This is a genomic window from Oceanisphaera ostreae, assembly GCF_042676125.1.
In the GTDB taxonomy this organism is placed as follows: domain Bacteria; phylum Pseudomonadota; class Gammaproteobacteria; order Enterobacterales; family Aeromonadaceae; genus Oceanimonas; species Oceanimonas ostreae.
Genome location: NZ_JBHTJS010000002.1, coordinates 32588 through 52938 on the forward strand (window position 1 = coordinate 32588; position 20351 = coordinate 52938).

Annotated in this window: 17 protein-coding genes; 5 read left to right on the top strand and 12 right to left on the bottom strand. The window is 48.7% G+C overall.

The window, feature by feature from the left end; genetic code table 11:
- Positions 1–129 precede the first annotated feature (129 nt).
- A complete protein-coding gene (locus ACFQ1C_RS00570; RefSeq protein ID WP_379556590.1) occupies positions 130–1914 on the top strand; it encodes a putative bifunctional diguanylate cyclase/phosphodiesterase in 1785 nt (594 codons plus the stop codon).
- A gap of 135 nt (positions 1915–2049) precedes the next feature.
- Positions 2050–3024, top strand: coding sequence for an alpha-amylase family glycosyl hydrolase (locus tag ACFQ1C_RS00575; RefSeq protein WP_379556591.1), 975 nt, complete (start codon positions 2050–2052; stop codon positions 3022–3024).
- Positions 3025–3776: 752 nt separating this feature from the next.
- Here the strand turns inward: ACFQ1C_RS00575 and ACFQ1C_RS00580 are convergent.
- Genes ACFQ1C_RS00580 through ACFQ1C_RS00590 form a run of 3 tightly spaced genes read right to left on the bottom strand, consistent with a single transcriptional unit; the run spans position 3777 to position 7391 of the window.
- On the bottom strand, positions 3777–4406 hold the full coding sequence (locus ACFQ1C_RS00580) for a PqiC family protein (protein ID WP_379556592.1): 630 nt from the start codon (positions 4404–4406) through the stop codon (positions 3777–3779).
- On the bottom strand, positions 4406–6043 hold the full coding sequence (pqiB, locus tag ACFQ1C_RS00585; RefSeq protein WP_379556593.1) for an intermembrane transport protein PqiB: 1638 nt from the start codon (positions 6041–6043) through the stop codon (positions 4406–4408). The genes ACFQ1C_RS00580 and pqiB overlap by 1 nt, the downstream gene beginning before the upstream one ends.
- Positions 6036–7391, bottom strand: coding sequence for a PqiA/YebS family transporter subunit (locus ACFQ1C_RS00590; RefSeq protein ID WP_379556594.1), 1356 nt, complete (start codon positions 7389–7391; stop codon positions 6036–6038). Before ACFQ1C_RS00590 ends, pqiB begins: the two co-directional genes overlap by 8 nt.
- Positions 7392–7829: 438 nt before the next feature.
- On the opposite strand from ACFQ1C_RS00590, the gene ACFQ1C_RS00595 reads away from it, so the two are divergent.
- Genes ACFQ1C_RS00595 through ACFQ1C_RS00605 form a run of 3 tightly spaced genes read left to right on the top strand, consistent with a single transcriptional unit; the run spans position 7830 to position 10680 of the window.
- Entirely contained in the window at positions 7830–8201 is a 372-nt protein-coding gene (locus tag ACFQ1C_RS00595; RefSeq protein WP_379556595.1) for a response regulator, read from the top strand.
- Positions 8198–8830 carry a chemotaxis protein CheC gene (locus tag ACFQ1C_RS00600; protein ID WP_379556596.1) on the top strand — a complete coding sequence of 211 codons (633 nt, stop codon included), beginning with the start codon at positions 8198–8200 and terminating at the stop codon, positions 8828–8830. Before ACFQ1C_RS00595 ends, ACFQ1C_RS00600 begins: the two co-directional genes overlap by 4 nt.
- Entirely contained in the window at positions 8827–10680 is a 1854-nt protein-coding gene (locus tag ACFQ1C_RS00605) for a sensor domain-containing protein (protein ID WP_379556597.1), read from the top strand. Before ACFQ1C_RS00600 ends, ACFQ1C_RS00605 begins: the two co-directional genes overlap by 4 nt.
- A gap of 88 nt (positions 10681–10768) precedes the next feature.
- Here the strand turns inward: ACFQ1C_RS00605 and ACFQ1C_RS00610 are convergent, their stop codons facing one another.
- The 9 genes from ACFQ1C_RS00610 to hisA form a co-directional block, all read right to left on the bottom strand.
- On the bottom strand, positions 10769–11959 hold the full coding sequence (locus ACFQ1C_RS00610; RefSeq protein ID WP_379556598.1) for an amino acid aminotransferase: 1191 nt from the start codon (positions 11957–11959) through the stop codon (positions 10769–10771).
- Positions 11960–12062: 103 nt separating this feature from the next.
- Entirely contained in the window at positions 12063–12215 is a 153-nt protein-coding gene (locus ACFQ1C_RS00615; protein ID WP_379556599.1) for a hypothetical protein, read from the bottom strand.
- A 54-nt stretch (positions 12216–12269) separates the two neighbouring features.
- Positions 12270–13169, bottom strand: a complete 900-nt coding sequence (gene tus / locus ACFQ1C_RS00620; RefSeq protein ID WP_379556600.1) for a DNA replication terminus site-binding protein — start codon at positions 13167–13169, stop codon at positions 12270–12272.
- 356 nt (positions 13170–13525) lie between these two features.
- A complete protein-coding gene (locus ACFQ1C_RS00625) occupies positions 13526–14575 on the bottom strand; it encodes an ABC transporter ATP-binding protein (RefSeq protein WP_379556601.1) in 1050 nt (349 codons plus the stop codon).
- 9 nt (positions 14576–14584) lie between these two features.
- Positions 14585–16165 (bottom strand): ABC transporter permease, encoded by a 1581-nt coding sequence (locus ACFQ1C_RS00630; protein WP_379556602.1) that lies wholly within the window; start codon positions 16163–16165, stop codon positions 14585–14587.
- 303 nt (positions 16166–16468) lie between these two features.
- Positions 16469–17494 carry an extracellular solute-binding protein gene (locus ACFQ1C_RS00635; RefSeq protein ID WP_379556603.1) on the bottom strand — a complete coding sequence of 342 codons (1026 nt, stop codon included), beginning with the start codon at positions 17492–17494 and terminating at the stop codon, positions 16469–16471.
- A 644-nt stretch (positions 17495–18138) separates the two neighbouring features.
- Positions 18139–18786 (bottom strand): bifunctional phosphoribosyl-AMP cyclohydrolase/phosphoribosyl-ATP diphosphatase HisIE, encoded by a 648-nt coding sequence (gene hisIE, locus ACFQ1C_RS00640; RefSeq protein ID WP_379556604.1) that lies wholly within the window; start codon positions 18784–18786, stop codon positions 18139–18141.
- Complete coding sequence (hisF, locus tag ACFQ1C_RS00645) at positions 18779–19552, bottom strand: imidazole glycerol phosphate synthase subunit HisF (protein WP_379556605.1); 774 nt, start codon at positions 19550–19552, stop codon at positions 18779–18781. Before hisF ends, hisIE begins: the two co-directional genes overlap by 8 nt.
- Entirely contained in the window at positions 19534–20271 is a 738-nt protein-coding gene (gene hisA, locus ACFQ1C_RS00650; RefSeq protein ID WP_379556606.1) for a 1-(5-phosphoribosyl)-5-[(5-phosphoribosylamino)methylideneamino]imidazole-4-carboxamide isomerase, read from the bottom strand. Before hisA ends, hisF begins: the two co-directional genes overlap by 19 nt.
- Positions 20272–20351 lie beyond the last annotated feature (80 nt).

Below are 20351 nucleotides of genomic sequence, written 5' to 3' on the forward strand. Positions count from 1 at the left end.
GTGGCTTTTGTGACGGCAGCTATCATTACCAAACGCCAATCGACACAGTCTGTTTACATGCTGGGTACATTTGGCTACTGTAACCAGCTATAAAAATACTAATTCAACGTTAGGTAAGGATGCCAAGCAGTGAAACACACCACAAAACATCGGGAAGGTCGTCAGCCGACTCTAAATTTTAGGGACAGTGCATCTCATCCTAACGACGTTTCATTAGCTAACTCTCCTAAGCACAGTTTATTCTTTAAACGCCAGTTACTACAGCACCTGTTTGAACACTCTGTTGAGTCGGTGATGGTGACCGACGTTAACGGTATTATCGAGCGTGTTAATGCCGCTTTTACCGACATTACCGGCTACAGTGCCAAAGAAGCCATTGGTCAGAGACCTAATTTGGTGCAGTCATCTCGTCACCAACCAAGCTTTTACGCGCAAATGTGGCAGCAGCTAGAAAAAACCGGCAGCTGGAGCGGACAGGTATGGAATCGCCGAAAATCCGGCGAAGTCTATTTGCAATGGCTAAACATTAACACCTTAAATGATGAGCAGGGTAAGGTGACGCACCGAGTGGCGATTGGTCATGACTTGACGAATCAGCAGTCTATGCACAACGATCGTAGTCTGTTTACTTTTAAAGATCCGTTAACCCAACTCGGTAACCGCCAATTATTAACCAGCCGCCTCGATCAGGCATTGGCCGAAGCCGAACGTAATAACATTCGTATTGGCCTGATGGTGGTGGATATTGGCCGTTTTCGCCAAATTAACGAGCAACTTGGTTTAGCCTGGGGCGATGATATTTTGCGCCAGCAAGCGCGTACCTTGCAGGCGGCAGTGGATGAAGCAGACACTTTAGTGCGGTTGCAAGGCGATATGTTTGCTATTTTACGCCACAGTCGCGCGCAAGATGCCGCCATGGCACAGTTGGCCGATAAATTATTAAACTTAATGTCGCAGCCCATTATTTTGGCGGATAAAAGCGTAGTGAGCTTACAACCCAGCATTGGTATTGCCATTTATCCTCGCGACGCCGAAGATAATGCTGGGTTGTTACAGGCAGCAGAACATGCACACAGCATGGCCAAGCGAGCAGGGCGCAACCGTTTTCAGTTTGTAGACCAACGCCAGCACGACTTACATCACCGCGAGTTACAAATTGAGCATAGCTTGCAGCATGTGCTTAGTAATGAACTTGGCGAAGGGCTGAGCTTATATTATCAACCACAAGTAAGACCGACCGATGGCAAAATAATGGCTATGGAGGCGTTATTACGCTGGCAGCACCCTAAATTAGGCACATTGTCGCCGGCTGAGTTTATTCCTATAGCCGAACAAAGTGCCCAGTCGGTGCGTTTAGACCGCTGGGTTATAGAGCAAGCTTGCATGCAAGTAGCGCAATGGCGAGAGCGTTATAGCCAAGTGCCGGTGGTATCGGTTAATTTAAGTGCACCACAGTTTAGAGAGCCTGATTTTGCCGACTGGCTGCAAGCGTGTGTGGCGAGTTGCGGTATTAAGCCAGAATGCATTAAATTAGAAGTAACCGAAACCACCATGATGACGCAGAAAAATAACTGCGTCGCCATGTTGGGTCGATTACGTGAGTTAGGCTTTAAAATTTCGTTAGATGACTTTGGCACTGGCTATTCCGCCTTAGCCTGTTTGCATCAATTTCCGCTAGATGAGCTAAAAATTGACCGCAACTTTATGGTTGAAGCCAGCCAAGACCCACGTGCGTTATTATTGTTAAAAACCATCGTTCATTTAGCCCAAGAATTGTCGTTAACCCTAGTAGTGGAAGGCGTAGAAGATCAAGCGCAGCTTAATCTGTTGGCCAATTTTGGCCCATTAACAGTACAAGGCTATTATTATTATCGGCCCATGCCCGCCGCCGATATCAATAAACTGCTCGGTTAATTAGTAATTTTTCCAACCAAACCCCCAGCACCCACAACCACCTCCTCTCTAACAAGACACCCATTTTAATGGGTTTATTTTTCGCTTGGCATCTACACTTAAAAAGTTCGATTCTGGATTTTTGAGGAGGTTCGGATGCCAAAACCACGTTCTACACAAGTGAGTTTAGAAGATACGCCCTTTTATCACTGCGTTAGTCGCACAGTGAGAAGGGCGTTTTTGTGCGGAATTGACCACTATTCTGGTCAATCATTTGAGCATCGCCGAGGCTGGGTAGAGCAGCGGTTGTTGTTATTAGCCCAAGTGTTTGCGATTGATATCGCAGCTTATGCCGTGATGTCTAATCACTTGCATGTGGTGTTGAGAATTGACGCTGAAACAGCACAAGCTTGGTCCAGTATGGAGGTTATTAATCAATGGCATCAGTTATTTAAAGGCACATTGCTGACGCAGAAATTTGCTAAGGAAGAACCCATCGAGGCCTATGAGCTCGACAGTTTGAATAGCTCGATTGCAGAGTATCGTCGTCGGTTAATGGATATTAGCTGGTTTATGCGGGCTTTAAACGAGCCAATAGCCCGCCAAGCCAATAAGGAAGATGACTGCACGGGGCGATTTTGGGAAGGGCGATTTAAGTCACAAGCGTTGCTCGGTGATGCAGCTGTACTGGCTTGCATGGCATATGTTGATTTAAACCCCATCAGGGCTAAGGAGGCTACAACACCTGAAAAATCCGGCTTCACCAGTATTCAGCGTCGGATAAATGCAGCGGCTAACGGTAAGCAGCCGGAGCGATTATTACCTTTTGTGGGTAATGAACACAAAGATATGCTGAAAGGCTTACTGTTTGATGCCAAAGATTACGTAATACTGGTTGATGACACTGGGCGCATGGTGCGCGATGATAAACGAGGAGCTATTCGAGCAAGTACAGCCAATATACTGAATAGATTGAATATTCCACTTGATAACTGGCTTAATATTACGAATGAATTTAAGCACTTATTTAAAGGACCGGTAGGGTCGCTCGAAGATCTTACCCTTTACTGTGAGCATTTAGATAAGAAACGAGTGGTTAATGCTAGCAGCTGCCGGCATTGGCATAGCTGACATTTTAATTGCGCCTAAGCTCTCAAATGCGACCTGTTATACTCCAGCTGGAGTAATCTAGTGCTGGCTGAATGCTACCTAATTGATGCTTATTGCTAGTGTTTTGTTTCAAGTCGGCATCCCTCTTCAAATAATCGGCAATTCATCGTCACTCACCTCGCTAATGATGACAATAAATCCCAGTTATTGGTTCTATCAGTCCACGGCTTAGTCAGCCGGACTAAAATGGGTGGCTATATAAATGTCATATAAATGGGCACTATTAAAATGGGTGGCCATATAAATGGGCCGTGGCCCAACATGGCGAAGGTTCAGGGGCTGCCGTTAAAATAAAGAGCAGATACCAAGGAAAGGCCGGTAAGGCGGTATAGGTTTTGGTTTTAAGTAATGCCGCTTAACAGGTGTGGTTCTATCGTCATTCCCGCGAAAAAGGTAAGCGAGGGTGACGATAAAGATAAGTTAGCCCCTGAATCCACATAAATTATGCCGGACTGCTTAAGTAGCACGGCATAACAAGTGTGGAGCCGAAAAAGATCTTTTTCGCCAAGGAACAACACCCTCTTTGTTTACGAGAGTCACGGACGCAGTTCATGTGAGGCAAGAGCCTAGAAGCCTTTGAGGGGTAAGGCCTTGTCGCTCCTATGATGGTGCACTTGTGTTTGGCTCTTACCCATCAAGATCACTTTCAGATCTGATCTCTATTTTTCCGTGGCAAAGATGGTTTAGGTGTTGGTGTTATTCCTATTCACCCTTCACTCTTTCGTTATTTCCAGCGCGATGGTATCGGCCAGTTGATCCCAGGCTTTGCCTAAGGCGCGCACTAGGGCGGGGTAGCCATCGTCTTCTAATGGCGTGCTAATGCTAAAGCTGCGCTGTTTAATTAAATTTCCTGCTTCGTTTAGTAGCTGCCATTGGCCTTCTGCTAATGCACCACCGCCGTGTTGCCCCTGAAATCGAGTTACATTAACCCGAATGTCGCGTACTGGTAGTTGGGCTTGCAGCGGCTGCCCTTTGCTGACCACTTGAGCTTGTGGCAGGGTGATAGCTAGTCGTTGTTGCAGCTGCTGTTGCAGTTGCTGGCTAATACCTTCTGCCCACAGGTGCTGGCGAGCCTGATACACTTCTATGTCATTTAACTGCATCACAATGCCTTCACTGTCTAGGTGCCCGGCAATGCGCACTGGCGACACCATTATCGCCAGCGGCTTGTGATATTGCTGATCGGCTGCGGTGCTGGGCAGCATATAGGTAGTGGGCGCGGTCGTTGAACCAGCGCAGCCCGCAAGCCCCAATAGGGTAGCGCAGGCTAATAAGCCGGCTAACGATTTGCTAAACCGCCGTGTGGCGACAAGCCGTGCAGAGTTACGATTAAAAAAGCGCATTATTTTTTGGCCCTTGGTTGTGGGTCTTCAGCTAGTTTTTTATCAAAAATTAGCGCGTTGGGTTGATCGCTTAAGGTACGTACTATCGGCTGTACATCCCGCATTAGCTTCTCTAGTCGTGACAGCGTTTGAGTCAGCTCATTATAGCCCTGTGAGTCGGGTGCAAACCCTTGCAGGGTATCGCGCAATTGACGCATGGTGTTGTTTACATTGGCCGGTAACTGCCCCGTGGCAGGGTCGGCTAATAGCGAATCTACCGAGGTGGCAATGTCATTGACCTTGTTCATGGTTTGCTGGGTGCTCACCAGCGTGCTGTTCAGCGAATCCAATATGGGTTCAATCTTTAAGTCATTCAGCTTATCCAACAAGTTAGACACTTTTTGTTCAATTTGCGCAAAGCTGCCCGACGTGGTGGGAAACACCGACTTGTCGGCAAAGGTCATACGCTGAAACGGCACTGTGTCTTTATGAAAGTTTAAGTCGACAAATAGCGCACCGGTAAGCAGGTTGCCCGCTTTGAGTGAGGCACGTAAGCCGTGGCCAAACATTTTCTCTAATCGTTGCTGCCAATCGGCCAAATCTATATCTTGTTCGCTGTCGCCAAATCGTTGTGGTTCGATGCGAATAAGCACCGGAATGGCAAAGCGGCTAAGGGAGTCGGGTTGCGGCGCGCTAAAATTCCACGGCACACTCACCACGGTACCAATGCGCACACCTCGGTATTCTACGGGGGCGTTGGGGCTTAAGCCGCGCACGGTGTCATCTACTAGCAGTACATATTCTAAGTAGTCGCCATAGCGGCCTTCTTTAGCACTGTCTTCATCATTAAATAGCACATAGTTGGCTCCTTCTTTAGCTTGGCGGCCCATAGATGCATTATTCGGCACACCAAAGGTAATGCCGCCGCCGACTAATGATTCTAAAGAGGCAACATTCACCCTAAAGCCTTCAGAGTCTAAACGAATATCTAGGCCCGAGGCGGTCCAAAATCGCGTGGTATTAGTGACTAATACTTCGTAGGGGGACTTAATATATAGCCGGTGCTGCATCTCGCGCTTTTCGGGGTCAAAGTGACTTTTTTCTACGCGGCCTACGGTATAGCCTTCATACGTAACAGGGTCGCCAGTGGTAATGGAGTTGCCAATCTCGCTGATGAGATTAATGCGCAAGCCAGGGGCGTCGGGCGGTGCAACGGGGGGTTGTTCTAATACGTCAAATACATCCAGCGATTCTTCGCTATTGCCTGGTTGTAACTGTATGTAGGCTCCCGACAATACGGTGCTTAGTCCACTGACACCTTCACGGCCAATGCGTGGCTTAACCACCCAAAATTGTGTTTCTTTGTTCAGCATATCGGCGGCCTGGGGGCTCATTCGAGCGACTATTTCGGCATGGTTCATATCATCCGACAAGCTAACTTTTTCAACTTTTCCCACTTGTACGTTGCGGGTTTTAATTAGCGTTTTTCCTGCTTCTATACCCTCTGCATTATCCATAATGAGCGTAATAGACGGCCCCAAGCGGCTAAGGTTGTCGTATACCATCCAAGCGCCAATAAGCACGGCAACTAATGGCACTATCCAAATAGGAGAAAGAGATCGCTGGGTCCGACGCGTAGCGCGCTGGGTGTCAGACATGATGGTGTTCCTTGGGTGATGAGACATTATTAGGCATTAAAGCAGGAGGGGTAGGTGCCGCAGGCTGCCAAATACCCCTAGGGTCAAACATAATGGCGGCTAGCATGGTTAACACTACCACAGCGGTAAACGATAAGGCTCCGGCGCCGGGCTCAACCGACATAAGCGAACCGTTGCGAATAAGGGCCACTAAAATGGCCACCACAAACACATCAACCATAGACCAGCGGCCAATAAACTCGGTAATGCGATAGATACGAATACGGCTTAATTGGCTCAGGGTTGATGTGGGCTGGCGTACTATATAGCACAGCCACAGCAGCGCCAGCATTTTGCTTACGGGCACTAAAATGCTGGCGGTTAATATAATGACGGCGATGGGCCAGTCACCATGCTGAAAAAACGATAATACGCCACCTAATATCGTGGATGGCTGAGTATCCCCTAACGACGTGGTGATCATAATAGGGTAGATATTGGCCGGCAAATACATAATAACAGCGGCTGCCAGCAGCGCCAGTGTGGCCTGATTGTTCACGCCCTTATATGGGTGCAGTGGTTCGTCGCAACGCCGACAGCGATGGTGTTTTTTGCTGGGGGCTAATTCAGACAAACGATTAACCAAACCACAGGTATGACAGCCTGCCAGCCCTTGTGCAGAAGCCGACTCGCCCAGCTGCACATTGGTTGGCGCTTTAGGGTCGGAGTCTAAATATAGCCACAGCCAGTCGCGGTCTACCGATTGGGTGGTGAGCAGCAACAAGAGGGCGTAGGAGCAAAAAGTCCAAAATGACAGGCCTAGTTCAACGTCGGCTATGCCCATTATTTTAATTAAGCTAACCAAAGTGCCAATAACAAATACATCCGCCATCATCCATGGCGTTACATAGCCCAAGGTGCGGGCGATATGTTGGCTTTTGGGCAAAGGCTTGCCACGGGTAATGCCCACACATAACCAAAGTAGGCTTAAGAGGTAGACGGCAGGCAAGATAATAACGGTGAGCAGCACGCACAGGGCCACCAGTGGTTGATGCAGGCCAATGAGTGTAGAAGCGGTTTCCGTTAGCTCTATGCGATTGCCGATACCGCTGATATTAAAACTTAAAAAGGGGAATGCTACCGACAGTGCCAAGGTGATAAGCGTAGCCATGGTTAATGCTAAGCTGCGCTCGGCCGGGTTAGTGTGGCGGCGAACTAAAGTATGTTGGCAGCGTGGGCACTCGGCTTTTTCACCGGTTTTTAAAGGCGGCAGTGCCAGCAGCAAGTCGCACTCAGCACATACCCGCAATCGCCTGCGCGAAAAGCGGCTAGATGGTATTGTTTGCTGAGGTACGAGAGATTCGGTCAATGTAAGGTTCAACTAATTAGGACGTTTGTTAGCAGAATAGTAACAATGAGTGGTTGATAATACGACAGCTTTAGTGAGCTTACCAAGGTAAAGGTTCAAATGAGCCGTGTAGTTTATTATTTCGGTAAGTAATGCTTTATAACTGATGTGGATTCTGTGACTGATTTGCCTTTCTCGACACCTTCGCGAATGCGTCGGGCCAGTGTCTTTGCTAGCGTCATGCAGGCTGACCGTTCTGCGCCACTGGCCCTGCCTACGCGAGAACGACGTTCCTTCGCGGGAATGGCAAAAAACCACGCCGATTATGCGGCATTACTTATAAGCGATAAAGCAAGGTAAATAATGGCTGTTTTTTTGGACTAAATAGTGGCCTCGACCATTTTAAAAATGGTCGTTTTCTTTATAATGGGTGTTTAAAATCCATTTGGAACTCAATCAATGACCCACGCGAAAGCCATCACGTTACTACTAGTAGACGACAGCCGTGTGGCTCGTCTTAGCTTAATGCGCCAATTAGCTGCCCTTGGCGCTGAATTCGATATTTTGCAAGCGGCCTCTGCAGACGAGGCACAAGCGATTATGGAAGGGCGACAAGCGGATGTGGCATTAATTGATTTTAATATGCCAGGGCGCGATGGTTTGACGCTGGCGGCTGAATTTTGTGACAGCCATCCGAATATGAAAATGGCGTTGGTGACGGCTAACATTCAACGGCCAGTGGTCGAGCGAGCGCAAGCATTAGGCATGGCCTTTATGGGTAAGCCGACTAACCCCGATGAGTTGGCCCGCTTTCTTGGGGTTGCTCCATGAGCCCATTGTTATCTGCCGATGAACATGAATTAGTGGTTGAACTAATGAACATCGGCATTGGTCGTGCGGCTAATGCCCTGTCGCAAATGGTGCAAGATGAAGTGTTGCTGTCGGTACCGCAACTGCAGTTTTTGCACCCCACAGAGGCCAGTGGCTGCTTTTGCCACTATATGCCCGGTGCGTTAGCGGGGGTTATGCAAGATTTTAGCGGCTTTATGACGGGTCGTGCGGCGCTGTTATTTCCTGAAGAACGCAGTCTTGAGTTAGTACGCGCTATTTTAGGCGAAGATATGTCGATTGGCGAAATATCGGAGCTTGAACAAGAAACGCTTGCCGAGCTTGGTAATATTTTGCTGAATAACTGTTTAGCAACCTTAGCGAACTTGTTGAATCAGCAGATTCAAACTGATCTGCCTCAGATATTTAATGTTGATCCCCCTCATTTATTAAACCGCCTCACCTTGACTGAAGATCAAGATAACACCTCGTTTATCATGTTGGTACAAATTAAGTTCAGCTTGCGTGAGCGAGACTTAGAAGGTTATTTAGCGTTTGTGATTGATGTGCGTTCTGCGGATATGTTTGTAGCCGCGTTACAAGAATATCTCGCCGAGCTAACTGTACGATGAAAGTGGCATCTGCTTTGCCGCTGTTGCCTATTGTTAACGTAAGCCAAGTGGCTTTAGAACAAATAGAAAATGGCGTTATGCTGCTAGATTCAGAGCAAAAGGTGTTGTTTTGGAATCAGTGGCTGGTGCGCTATAGCGGCGTTACAGCAGAGGCTGCGTGTGGTCAGCGGTTAGACCAGTTGTTTAATACCCCCTTACCTGCCGTAGTAATGGGGGCCATTAAAGACGCCTGCGAGCAAGGGTTAGCACGGTTGTTGTCGCATCATCTGCATCAAGAGCTATTGCCGTTACACGCTCATTTTATCTCAGGTGATGCTAGCCCAATATTCCATTCTATGGTACTGCGGCCCTTGCGTCATCACGGTGTGGTATTAGTACAGCTGCAGAATATTACCACTGCTGTACGTCGCGAAAAGCACTTGCGCGCCAAAGAAAAAGCGTTGCGCGGGGCACATCAAACTCAGTCTGAAGAAAAGCAATTTATTGATACCGTGTTAGACACCATGAGTGCGCTGGTGGTGGTCACTGATGCTGCGGGTTGCATTGTTAATTTAAACCGCAGTGTTGAACTGAATACCGGTTTTAGTCAGCAGCAACTCCAAGGTCAGTCTTTTAAAATGTTGCTTGGGCTGGATGGCTTTAAATATTTGCCTAGTACGAACATGCAGGCCGCTGAACTCAGCTCGTTCACCTGCCGTATGACGAATGCCAGTGGAGAGCCGATGCATATTCGCTGGACCGTCAAACAGGTAAAGGAAGACGGTTATCCACTGCGTTATCTTATTTATAGCGGCCAAGATATTACCGAGCGTGAAAGAGCCGATGCGTTGCTGCGCCTAGAGCGAGAAATGTTAGAAATGGCGACCGGTAACGCGTCGATTGATCATATTTTTAACCATATTTGTTTGGCACTAGAGCAGCAGTTAGAGTCGTGTCGGGTGGCCGTGGTGCAAATCAATACTGATCATCGACTGCAGGTGTGTAATGGCCCTAGTTTGCCTGAATCACTTTGCTTGCGGTTGCAAGAGTTACAAAATGCCCGCTTGCTGCAGGTGCTACAAACGGGGCTAGAGCTGGGTCAGTTGCAGGTGTTCTCGGTACAGGCCAAAGGTGAGCACTGGCAGCAGTGGCAACAGTTGGCTAAGCAATACAAAATTGCGGGATGTTGGTTAATGCCGATTCAGGTTAACCCACAGGTATCGCAACGTTTTCTCGCAGTTTTTCCCCGCTACCAGAGTCATCCCTGTGATCACGAACAGATGGTGGTGCAGCGTATAGGTCATTTGGCCGCGCTAATATTAGACCGCCAGCAGCAACAACAGCAAATAGAGCGCTTAGCCTTGTACGACTCGTTAACGGGGTTGGCTAATCGCAGTTTATTAAATGAGCAGTTATTGCGCTGTATTCATCGGTCGCAGCGCACTTTTCAATCATTTGCCTTGTTGTTTATCGATTTAGATGGCTTTAAAGCAATCAATGATAACTATGGGCATGATGCTGGCGATGCCTTGCTGATGGAGTTGGGATTGCGATTGCAAAATCGATTTCGTGCTACCGATTGCTGTGCCCGTATTGGCGGTGATGAGTTTGTAATTTTGTTGGATGAAATTGCAGATGACGGCAGTGCCTTTACCTTGTCTTATTCGCTATTAGAGCTTATTGCTCAACCATTGGCGTGGGGACCGCACCCGTTGCAGGTAAGTGCCTCTATTGGTATTGCCTTGTATCCAGAAGACGGTGATAACGCCGCCAGTTTGCTAACCCGAGCTGATAATGCGATGTATAGAGCCAAGGCCGAAGGTAGGAGTAAAGCGGACGGTTGTGGTGCAGTAATACGTTTAAGCGAGTAGCAAAACTATGCCTAGCACCGTATATCGAGTGTAGTATGACCATAAAAAACCCCGCACTGCGGGGTTTTTAGTCTCAAGCTAGCCGTTATTAAACGATGGCGGCAATGGCATCGCACAAGGCGTCGATATTGGCCTTAGTAATGCCGGCCACGCTAATGCGCCCTGATCCTACAATGTAGATACCAAACTCATCTCTTAGTCGCTCAACTTGTGCTTTGGTGAGGCCAGAGAAAGAGAACATGCCGTTTTGGCGGGCAATAAAGCTAAAGTCTTTATTAACACCGCGGCTGGCGAGTTTTTCTACAAACAGGGTACGCATTTCTTGAATGCGATCGCGCATTTCGGCCAGTTCTACCAACCAGTCGGCATACAAGGCTTTGTCTTCGGCGATCATGGCGATCACGTTAGCACCGTGGGCAGGCGGGTTAGAGTAAATAGCACGAATAATGCTTTTAACTTGGCTAAACGAGGTGTTGGCGGTGTCGGTGTCTTTAGCGACTAGGGTGAAGGCACCTACCCGTTCGTTATACATACCGAAGTTTTTAGAGAACGAGCTGGCAATTAGCAATTCAACGTTATGCTCGGCAAATACGCGCAGGCCATAAGCATCTTCGTCTATGCCTTTACCAAACCCTTGGTAAGCAAAATCAAACAGCGGCAACCAACCTTTTTCTGCAGCCAGTTTGGCCAGTTGTTGCCATTGCTCTGGTGTAGGATCAATGCCAGTTGGATTATGACAGCAGCCGTGTAGCAACACCACATCACCGGCTTTAGCTTGTGCTAAATCTGCCAGCATGGCGTTAAAGTCGAGGTCTTTGGTGTCGGCGTTATAGTAGCCGTATTCTTTAATATCGAGACCAGAAGCGGCAAATACTGCCTTGTGATTAGCCCACGTTGGGTTAGAAATCCAAATGGTGTTGGTGTCGAGCTGGCGGGCAATAAATTCACCGGCAATGCGCAGTGCACCTGTGCCGCCTGGTGATTGTGCAGTGCGAGCACGCTGCTCACTAATAATGGCGGCATTGTCACCAAACAACAGTTTTTGCACTACGGTAGCATAAGCGGCAACGCCTTCAATGCTGAGATAGTTCTTGGTGGTTTGTTCTTCAACCAAGCGCGCTTCGGCTTTTTTTACACAGCGTAATACTGGAGTTTGTCCGGCTTCGTTTTTATAGATGCCAACGCCTAAGTTAATTTTATCAGTACGAGGATCGTTACGAAAAGTGTCAGTCAGGCCCAAAATAGGGTCGGCCGGTGCAGCGGTGACGTTCTCAAACATAATATCATTCAATCCTTGTGATGAGTGTTAATGGGGGAATTCTGTAAAGTGACACCCTATTTATATCATTTGCTGCGACATTAAAAAACGGCTTTTAGCATTCTTACTGCTCTGGGCGCGGTAAGTTAGGCCGAACTAACAGCCAATAAGCGGCTAACGCCACCCAGGTGCACAATGTCATCACCAACGCCATCGGTAATGCCGAGGGCAGATGAATGGCGTTAACGGCATAAGTGACCACCGCCCCATAAGCCACCAAAGCCGGTACTGGCCGTAAACAGCAGCATAATGGTCACATTCTCCGCACTCTTTACGGAAGTTTGCGATAAATATGTAACCGTGGGATCAGCGCTTCATCGGTAATGGTGGCGGCGCGGCGCTTGCGCACCTTTGTGGGCGGATAGTTTTCTAGTGCGGTAACGGCCGGCGGCTCATCTTGGCATAATAACAGGGGTAAATGGGCTTTCACCTGTTGCTGGCGTGGGGTGAACTCTTCGCTCCAACGTACATTTGCCATGGGGTGGGTTTTAACGGGCCTGCGTAAGCGCAGCTCAGCATTTGCTGGTAAGCGCTTTACGTCATAAATTTCTCGGTCCACGCATTGCAGCCAGGTTTGGGCATGAGTGAGCGCCGGTGGCGATAAACGGGCATCGGTGAGCTGCTTGATGAGCACATCTTTATCTATTTTTTGAATAATCTGTTTATTAGCCCAAGTAAAACCCAAGCGCGATACGGCATGGGACAACAGCACTAAGTGACGATATACCTGCAAAGTAATGAGGCCGGGCAGGGTGTCGTGCACCAAGGCAAATTTTTGGTCGCGGTTGCCCGCGTCTTGCACCTGCGCCTTAAACTGGGTTTTAAGGCGGTTAATCTGCTCAATAAGGGATTGTAGCTCGGGCTTAACTGCGCTTGGCAATACTAAATAGCCGGGCAGACGAAAGCTGGCCTTGGCCGAACAGTTAGGTTGAATAAAGCACTGCTGAAAGCCATTTAAAGCTGCCGTTATTGCCTGTTCACCGTCTAAACGGTGGACACTTATCTGTGCAACGGGATCATGCTCGTCGCCGGTGGCAACCAACGGTAGCGAAAAGCAGCAAGCCTGCACTGGTGCCGTGTTAGCAGTGTCAGTAATTAACTGAGAGAGTGCCTTTAGTGCACTTTCTAGCTCACTAAAGGTATGGGTTAAACGTGCCGCCGGTGTAAACATCTTATTATGCCAACATACAAGGTTTGACTATAAATCTAGCAGCCACGCCAAACAACAGCAAGCAAATATAAAACGGTGATACCAATCTAGAAAACTAACTGATCAGATTTTTATGGTCGGTTGGTCTCTTTTAGGCCGTGCCACCATTATTGTGCGAATGAATTCGCCCCTACAAAAAACAATAAGCCATCCTGATCCTAGGGTCGATTTCAATCGACCAAAAACCTTAACCCGGCCTACAGAGGTCGAATACTCCTTGCCTAAATAAGGCGTCCTTACGCTCGGGGTTGGTTGATATTTACCATTTGTGTTGTGCTTTTAACTTCATACGCTTTACCCCTCATGCCTCACATTCACTAATACGCCATTACTTCGCCGGTGATTTTTAAGCCTACGTATTCGCCGGGAGTGTAGCTGTGGGCACCGCTAACGCGGATTTGTATTTCTTGTGCACCAAATTTGGCGTCGGTTTTTATATGCACTAAGGCGTTGTGACCATAATAAATGGTTTTTAATACCTGACCGCCCAGCTGTTGTTCGGCGGGGGCGCTGGGTACAAATTGCTCGGGGCGGATCATAATAGTGGCCGAAGAGCTGTCGATAGCGCAGCCCGGCGCTAAAGGTAGCGGGCCAAAACAGCAGTGAGCACGGCCATGGTCTAGTGTGGCCTCTAAGGTAATAGCCTCACCCACAAAGTAGGCCACGTGAATGTCGGCAGGGTATTTATACAGGGATACCGGATCGGCCACTTGCACACATTGACCTTGGCGCATCACGGCCACTAAATCTGCCATCGACAGGGCTTCTTCTTGGTCGTGGGTGACTAAAATGGCGGTGGCACCAATCTGATTTAAGGTGGCTTTTACCTCTTCGCGCAGCGCGGTTCTTAAACCCGCATCAAGCGCCGAAAAGGGTTCATCCAGTAACACTAACGACGGCGAGGGAGCCAGTGCACGTGCTAAAGCGACTCGTTGTTGCTGGCCGCCCGATAATTCATGGGGCATGCGTTTGCCTAACCCAGCCATACCCACAAGTTGCAGCATTTCTGCTACGCGCTGGGCTTTTTGCTCTTTGTGAGAGTAGGCCGAGTCACTTAAGCCAAAGGCGATGTTTCTTGCCACACTTAAATGCGGAAATAATACCCCATGCTGGGGTACGTAGCCGATCTTTCTGTGTTCGGGTTTAATATTGGTTTGCTCACCAAATACGGTTTGACCGTTGATGATAATACGGCCCGCATTCGGGGTTTCAAAACCGGCAATAGAGCGCAATAAGGTGGTTTTACCACAGCCAGAGGGGCCCAATACCGCCAACATGCTGCCTTCATCTAGTGCGAGGCTAACGTTGTGTAAGGCATTAACGTCACCAAACTGCTTAGACACATTCTGGATGATTAACTTTTTCATAGTCTGCCTTTAAATTTCTGCTGTAAGAGGATTCGTGGCCTGTTTACTGCCTTGAGTAAAAGAGCGCATGGTTAACAGGTAAACGGGTAAACCGGACACCACAATCAACAAGGCCGCATAAGGGGCTGAGGCACCAAATTCGGCATTGGCGGTATGCTCCCATACTTTGGTGGCCAGGGTATCGACGCCGGTGGGTCTGAGTAACAAGGTGGCGGTGAGCTCTTTCATTATTTGCAAAAATACTAACGCCAACCCCGCACCTACGCCGGGGGTAATCAGCGGCAAGGTAATGCGCATAAAAACCGTTAACGGCCCTTTACCTAACGAGCGCGCCATTTCTTCTAGCTGTTGCGATACTTGCATTAATGCCGCGCGAATAGACGACTGCGCTAGTGGCAAATACAGCATGGCGTAGCCAATGAGCAGTAACAGCGTGGTTTGATAAAAAGGATAGGCATAACGAATGGCAAAAAACACCAGCGTTAGGCCAATCACCAATCCCGGCAGGCTATGAATAAAGTACGGCAGGCGTTCGGCCAACATGGCCAGCTTACCTTGGTAGCGTACCGTTAAAAACACCAGCGGCAGGGCAAATACAATGGCCAGCACCGCGCCACCAAAGCCAAAGGTAAGGGTGGTAGTCAAGGCGCTAAACACGTCATTGATATGTAGCGCGCTTGAGGTGCCGGTGAATAACCAATAGCCGATAATGCCCAGCGGCACACCGGCGGCCAAGATGGTGAGCACCACTAATCCGATAATGGCCACCGGCTTAATCGCTCCTAAGGCGATGTGCTCGAGCATGCCTGGGGTGCCTTTGCGTGCGATGGCGTATTTGGCCTTGCCACGCACCAATAGCTCGAGCGCCAAGAACCCCAAACACAGTAGTAATAATACCAAGGTGAGCATGGCGGCTGAGGCACCGTCGAAGGCCACGTAATATTGATCAAAAATGGCGGTGGTGAAAGTTTCGTAATTTAAAAACGACAGTGCGCCAAATTCGGCCAGCATGTGTAGTGCAATTAGAATGGCACCGCCAAACAGAGAGGGCCGCAGTTGCGGCAAGATCACTTTAAAAAAAGTCTGGGTGCGGTTAAAGCCCAAGGAGCGCGAGGTTTCTTCTAATGCTGGGTCCATACCCCGCAACGCGGCGGCCACCGGCAAATGCACCAGCGGGTAGTTACACAAGGTAAGCACTAAAATGGCACCGCCAAAACCTTCTAGGCTGGGGAATATAGAAATCCAGCTGTAACTGCTAATAAAAGCGGGCACGGCAAAGGGCAGGGTGACCAGTGCATTCCACATTTTACGCTTGGGCAAGTCGGTGCGCTCAATCAACCAAGCGGTGGTCACGCCAATGAGGGTGCTTAGCACCGTGACGACGGTCACCAGTTTTAGGGTATTCAGCAGTAAATCATAGACACGGCTGCGAAAGATGAGATTTAACGCATGTTCGAGGCCGGCTTCGTGTGCCCGCAAGGCGATATATAACAACGGTAAGCTGGTGAGTAACACTAGCAGCACCACGGGTAATATCAGACCAAATGGAATGGCTCGAGTGCGCTTTTTATAAGTAACTTTACTACACATTATATTCGCTCTTGGTCTCAAAACATTTTTTGCCACGGGAAAGAGTCTTTAGTATTTAACAGCGAGCGACCGACGAGACTGCCCAGTAGCACGGATAGGAGCACCAAGATTATCGGCTTGGTGCTCCTATCCTTCACCATAACGCTTAACAGGTGTGGTTCTGCCGTCATTCCCGCGAGGGTGACGATAAAGATAAGCTAGCCCCTGAATCCACATCAGTTATGCGTGATTACTTAAATGGGCGACTACAACAGGCGCGGTTTGTCTTTAGCTTAGTGCTGGGCGCCGGGCGCTATAAAAGTTTTATAGCAGGCCCACTTCTTGTAGTAGCTCAACGGCGGCTTTACCGTCGCTGTATTCGCCTAAGTCTAATGTGCCGTTAGGGGGCGTTAATTCAGAGAACGGCTTTAACCCATTGGTATCTACACTTTGGTTCAGTGGATACTGCGCACTCTGGTCGGTGAGAATTTTTTGGCCTTCTGCACCGGTGGCAAAGGCCATAAACTGCTGGGCTTCGTCTAAATTTTTGCTGGACGCTAAAATAGCCGCACCCGACACGGTAACTAAATCACCTAAGTCGTTGGTACCCATAAAGTACAGCGCTGAGTTCAGGTTGTCTGCGCCTTTTTCGCGGGCCATGCTGTCCCAGTAGTAGTTATTGATCAGAGCAAACGGCATATCACCGCGCTCAACCGCATCCAGTGCCGCCTTGTTATGACGATACACTTTGCCGTTTTTGCTTAAGCCTTCTAACCAGGCGGTGGCTTTTTCTTTGCCTTCTAGCTTGATCATGGCCGACAGTTGTTTTTGAAAGGCACCACTGGTTTTAACGAAGGCAAATTGGTCTTTCCACTTGGCATCCGTTAAGTCGTGCACCGAGGTAGGCAGCTGATCTGGCCTGATAGTCTCTTTGTTATACGCAATTACCCGGGAGCGAGCCAACAGCCCCACCCAGTTGCCGTCTTGATCTCGATATTCGGCGGGAATATTCTCGAGCGCAGTGGCATCAATTGTTGCCAGCAGGCCTTTGTTGGCCAGCATGATCAGCGGCGTCGATTCTTCGGTGTAAATAATATCGGCAGGCGAGCGCTTACCTTCTTCTACAATTTGATGAGCTAATTCGTTGCTCGAGCCCTGACGCGATTCAACTTCAATATTGGTTTTGGCAGTAAAGGCGTCAATAAGGGCGATGGTAGCGGCTTTGTGCTGGCCATTATAAATGGTTAACGCCGCATTGGCGCTTAATGGGCTAAATAGCATCATGGTCGTTAAGGCGATGGAGCTAATTTTAGATCTAAGTTTAGGCTTGCGACGGGCAGCATTCGACATGATTAATATCCTTACTTCGGTTGTAGGAGAAAAGCGCAGCTGACTGGCGATATGTAGGCATTAACCAAGGAAACCAGTTTGTGGTCTCTGCTTAATGTGTCCGTGCGTTTCGTGTTCTTCCGTGGCAAAAATATCGAGTCTGTGGTGCTACTTATTATGTTGCACTATGCTTTTAGTGGTATTGATAATAGAAATAGTTATCAATGCCATAAAAATTTATCATACACCACGCCCATGTCAAGTGTGGCTCGTGCAGTTTTTGGTTGGTCGGTTAATTTTTAGGCCGCTAGGTTAATGCATTAGAAGCGTTGTACTTAACATAATGAAGTTGAGTGCGCAGTGAGGGCCAGTTAATTGCGGCGTACGGCGCAAGACGTATAACGATGTCTGATGCCGTCTTCCTGAACTTGATTCAGGATCTGCCTTTAATATCTAGAGCAGATATCGGAGCAAGCCCGTAAGACGGCATAGAGGACAGAACCAACAACAGAGAGTGTTTGTCTTTTACTTACAACTACGGCGATGATTTAACGGCTTAAAAAACCGACCGCAGAGCAGCCAAAAACACACATACACGCGGGCGCATGTATGTGTGTTTTTTATCTTTAACGTACGGCGTATAGCGTAAGGCTTACGGCTTACGGCTATATTTTATGTCGCTCTTGCAGTTTGGCAATCACGTCGCTGAGCTGTAGCTCTTCTTGCTGTAATAACACGGTAAGGTGATAGAGCAAATCTGCCGACTCGTTAACGAGCTCTTCGTGATCGTGCACGGTGGCGGCAAGCGCGGTTTCTACGCCTTCTTCACCGACCTTTTGTGCGATGCGCTTGGTACCGCTGGCATATAGGCTGGCGGTGTAGCTGGACTTAGGATCGGCGCCTTTGCGACTAGCAATCACGTGCTCAAGCTCAGACAAAAATGCCAAGTCGGGCAAGGTTTGCTGGTTAAAGCATGAGGTGTGGCCTAAGTGACAAGTAGGGCCGATGGGCTCAACTAATGCCAGCAAGGTGTCGTTATCGCAGTCGGTGCTAATGTCGGTGAGCTGCAAAAAGTGACCAGAGCTTTCGCCTTTGGTCCACAAGCGGTTTTTAGTGCGGCTAAAAAAAGTTACCTGCTTGCTTTCTAGGGTGTGGGCAAGGGCATCTTGATTCATGTAGCCCAGCATTAGCACGCGGCCGCTGCGGCAGTCTTGCACGACCACGGGCATAAGCCCGTCGACTTTTTCCCAATCGAGTTGCTCTGGGGTGAACTTGTTGTTTAGCTGGTTTTCGGGCTTATTGTTATCAGTCACGAATAACGATTCCTTCTTGTCTTAAATACTGCTTAAGATCACCAATATTGATGATGCCTTTATGAAATACCGACGCGGCTAATGCGCCGTCAACATCGGCCTGCAAAAAGGCATCTTTAAAGTGCGACATTTCACCGGCACCACCAGAGGCAATCAGTGGCACATTACAAATGGCACGCACTTTTTGCAGTTGCTCAAGATCGTAACCTTGGCGTACGCCGTCTTGGTTCATCACGTTCAATACAATTTCACCGGCACCGCGGCGCTGTACTTCTTCAACCCAGTCGAGCGTGCTCCACTTGGTAACCTGAGTACGGCTTTCGTCACCGGTAAACTGATGCACCTGATACTCACCCGTGGTCTCGTCAAAGTAAGAGTCGATACCCACTACGATGCATTGCACGCCAAAGGTATTGGCCAGTTCGGTGATCAGCGCCGGATTGCTTAAAGCAGGGGAGTTGATTGAAATTTTGTCGGCACCAAACTCTAAAATTTGTGCGGCATCGGCAATTGATTTGATGCCTCCAGCGACACAAAACGGAATGTCGATAACTTCGGCAACGCGGCTGACCCAGCTTTTGTCGACCACACGGTCTTGGCTGCTGGCGGTAATATCATAGAACACCAGCTCGTCGGCACCTTCTGCCGCATAACGCTGTGCTAATGGCACTATGTCGCCAATAATTTCGTGGTTACGAAATTTAACGCCTTTAACCACTAAGCCGTCTTTAACGTCTAAACAAGGAATTATGCGCTTTGCCAGCATTCGATTGCCTCCGCTACACTAAATTTACCCTCTAGCAAGGAGCGACCTAAAATCACCCCCGCTACGCCAGTATTGGTTAGCGCCTTAATGTCATCGATGTTGCCGATGCCGCCAGAGGCTTGCCACGAAATAGTGGGGTAGCGAGCGGCTAGCTCACGATAGAGCGCCACGTTTGAGCCGGTGAGGGTACCGTCTTTAGAAATGTCGGTACACAACACATTACACAGGCCCGCGGGCAGGTAATGCTCGAGCAGGGCTTCAATAGTAATGCCACTGTCTTCTTGCCAACCGGCAATGGCAATTTTCTTTTCGCCATCGGCGGTAATGTTAATGTCTAGCGCCAGCACGATGCGGTCTGGCCCGTATTGCTTGAGCCAACCGACGACCATTTCTGGATTTTTAACCGCCGTTGATCCAATCACCACCCGCTGTACGCCAATGTCGAGCAAGTCTTTTACATCTTGCTCGGTACGAATACCGCCGCCAATTTGTACCGGCACCGAGGTGTTGGTAACCAGCTGCTCAATGATATCTAGCTGGCGCTGGCTGCTGTCTTTGGCACCGTCTAAGTCAACCAAGTGCAACTGGGTTGCGCCTTCAGCGACATAGAGGTCGAACTGTTGTTGTGCCGATGCGGCATACTCGGTTTTTTGTTGGTAGTCGCCTTGATATAAGCGCACTACTTTACCGCCAATTAAGTCTATGGCAGGAATGATCATGTTTACAGCTCCAAAAAATAGGTCAGCAGTTGGACACTTTCCGGCCGTTCATTTAAGTCTATGGCAGGAATAATCATGTG

Coding starts and splice junctions, on each gene's coding strand:
- ACFQ1C_RS00575 (WP_379556591.1), top strand. CDS start 2,050: ATGCCAAAACCACGTTCTACACAAGTGAGTTTAGAAGATACGCCCTTT.
- ACFQ1C_RS00580 (WP_379556592.1), bottom strand. CDS start 4,406: ATGCGCTTTTTTAATCGTAACTCTGCACGGCTTGTCGCCACACGGCGG.
- pqiB (WP_379556593.1), bottom strand. CDS start 6,043: ATGTCTGACACCCAGCGCGCTACGCGTCGGACCCAGCGATCTCTTTCT.
- ACFQ1C_RS00595 (WP_379556595.1), top strand. CDS start 7,830: ATGACCCACGCGAAAGCCATCACGTTACTACTAGTAGACGACAGCCGT.
- ACFQ1C_RS00600 (WP_379556596.1), top strand. CDS start 8,198: ATGAGCCCATTGTTATCTGCCGATGAACATGAATTAGTGGTTGAACTA.
- ACFQ1C_RS00605 (WP_379556597.1), top strand. CDS start 8,827: ATGAAAGTGGCATCTGCTTTGCCGCTGTTGCCTATTGTTAACGTAAGC.
- ACFQ1C_RS00610 (WP_379556598.1), bottom strand. CDS start 11,959: ATGTTTGAGAACGTCACCGCTGCACCGGCCGACCCTATTTTGGGCCTG.
- tus (WP_379556600.1), bottom strand. CDS start 13,169: ATGTTTACACCGGCGGCACGTTTAACCCATACCTTTAGTGAGCTAGAA.
- ACFQ1C_RS00625 (WP_379556601.1), bottom strand. CDS start 14,575: ATGAAAAAGTTAATCATCCAGAATGTGTCTAAGCAGTTTGGTGACGTT.
- ACFQ1C_RS00630 (WP_379556602.1), bottom strand. CDS start 16,165: ATGTGTAGTAAAGTTACTTATAAAAAGCGCACTCGAGCCATTCCATTT.
- ACFQ1C_RS00635 (WP_379556603.1), bottom strand. CDS start 17,494: ATGTCGAATGCTGCCCGTCGCAAGCCTAAACTTAGATCTAAAATTAGC.
- hisF (WP_379556605.1), bottom strand. CDS start 19,552: ATGCTGGCAAAGCGCATAATTCCTTGTTTAGACGTTAAAGACGGCTTA.
- hisA (WP_379556606.1), bottom strand. CDS start 20,271: ATGATCATTCCTGCCATAGACTTAATTGGCGGTAAAGTAGTGCGCTTA.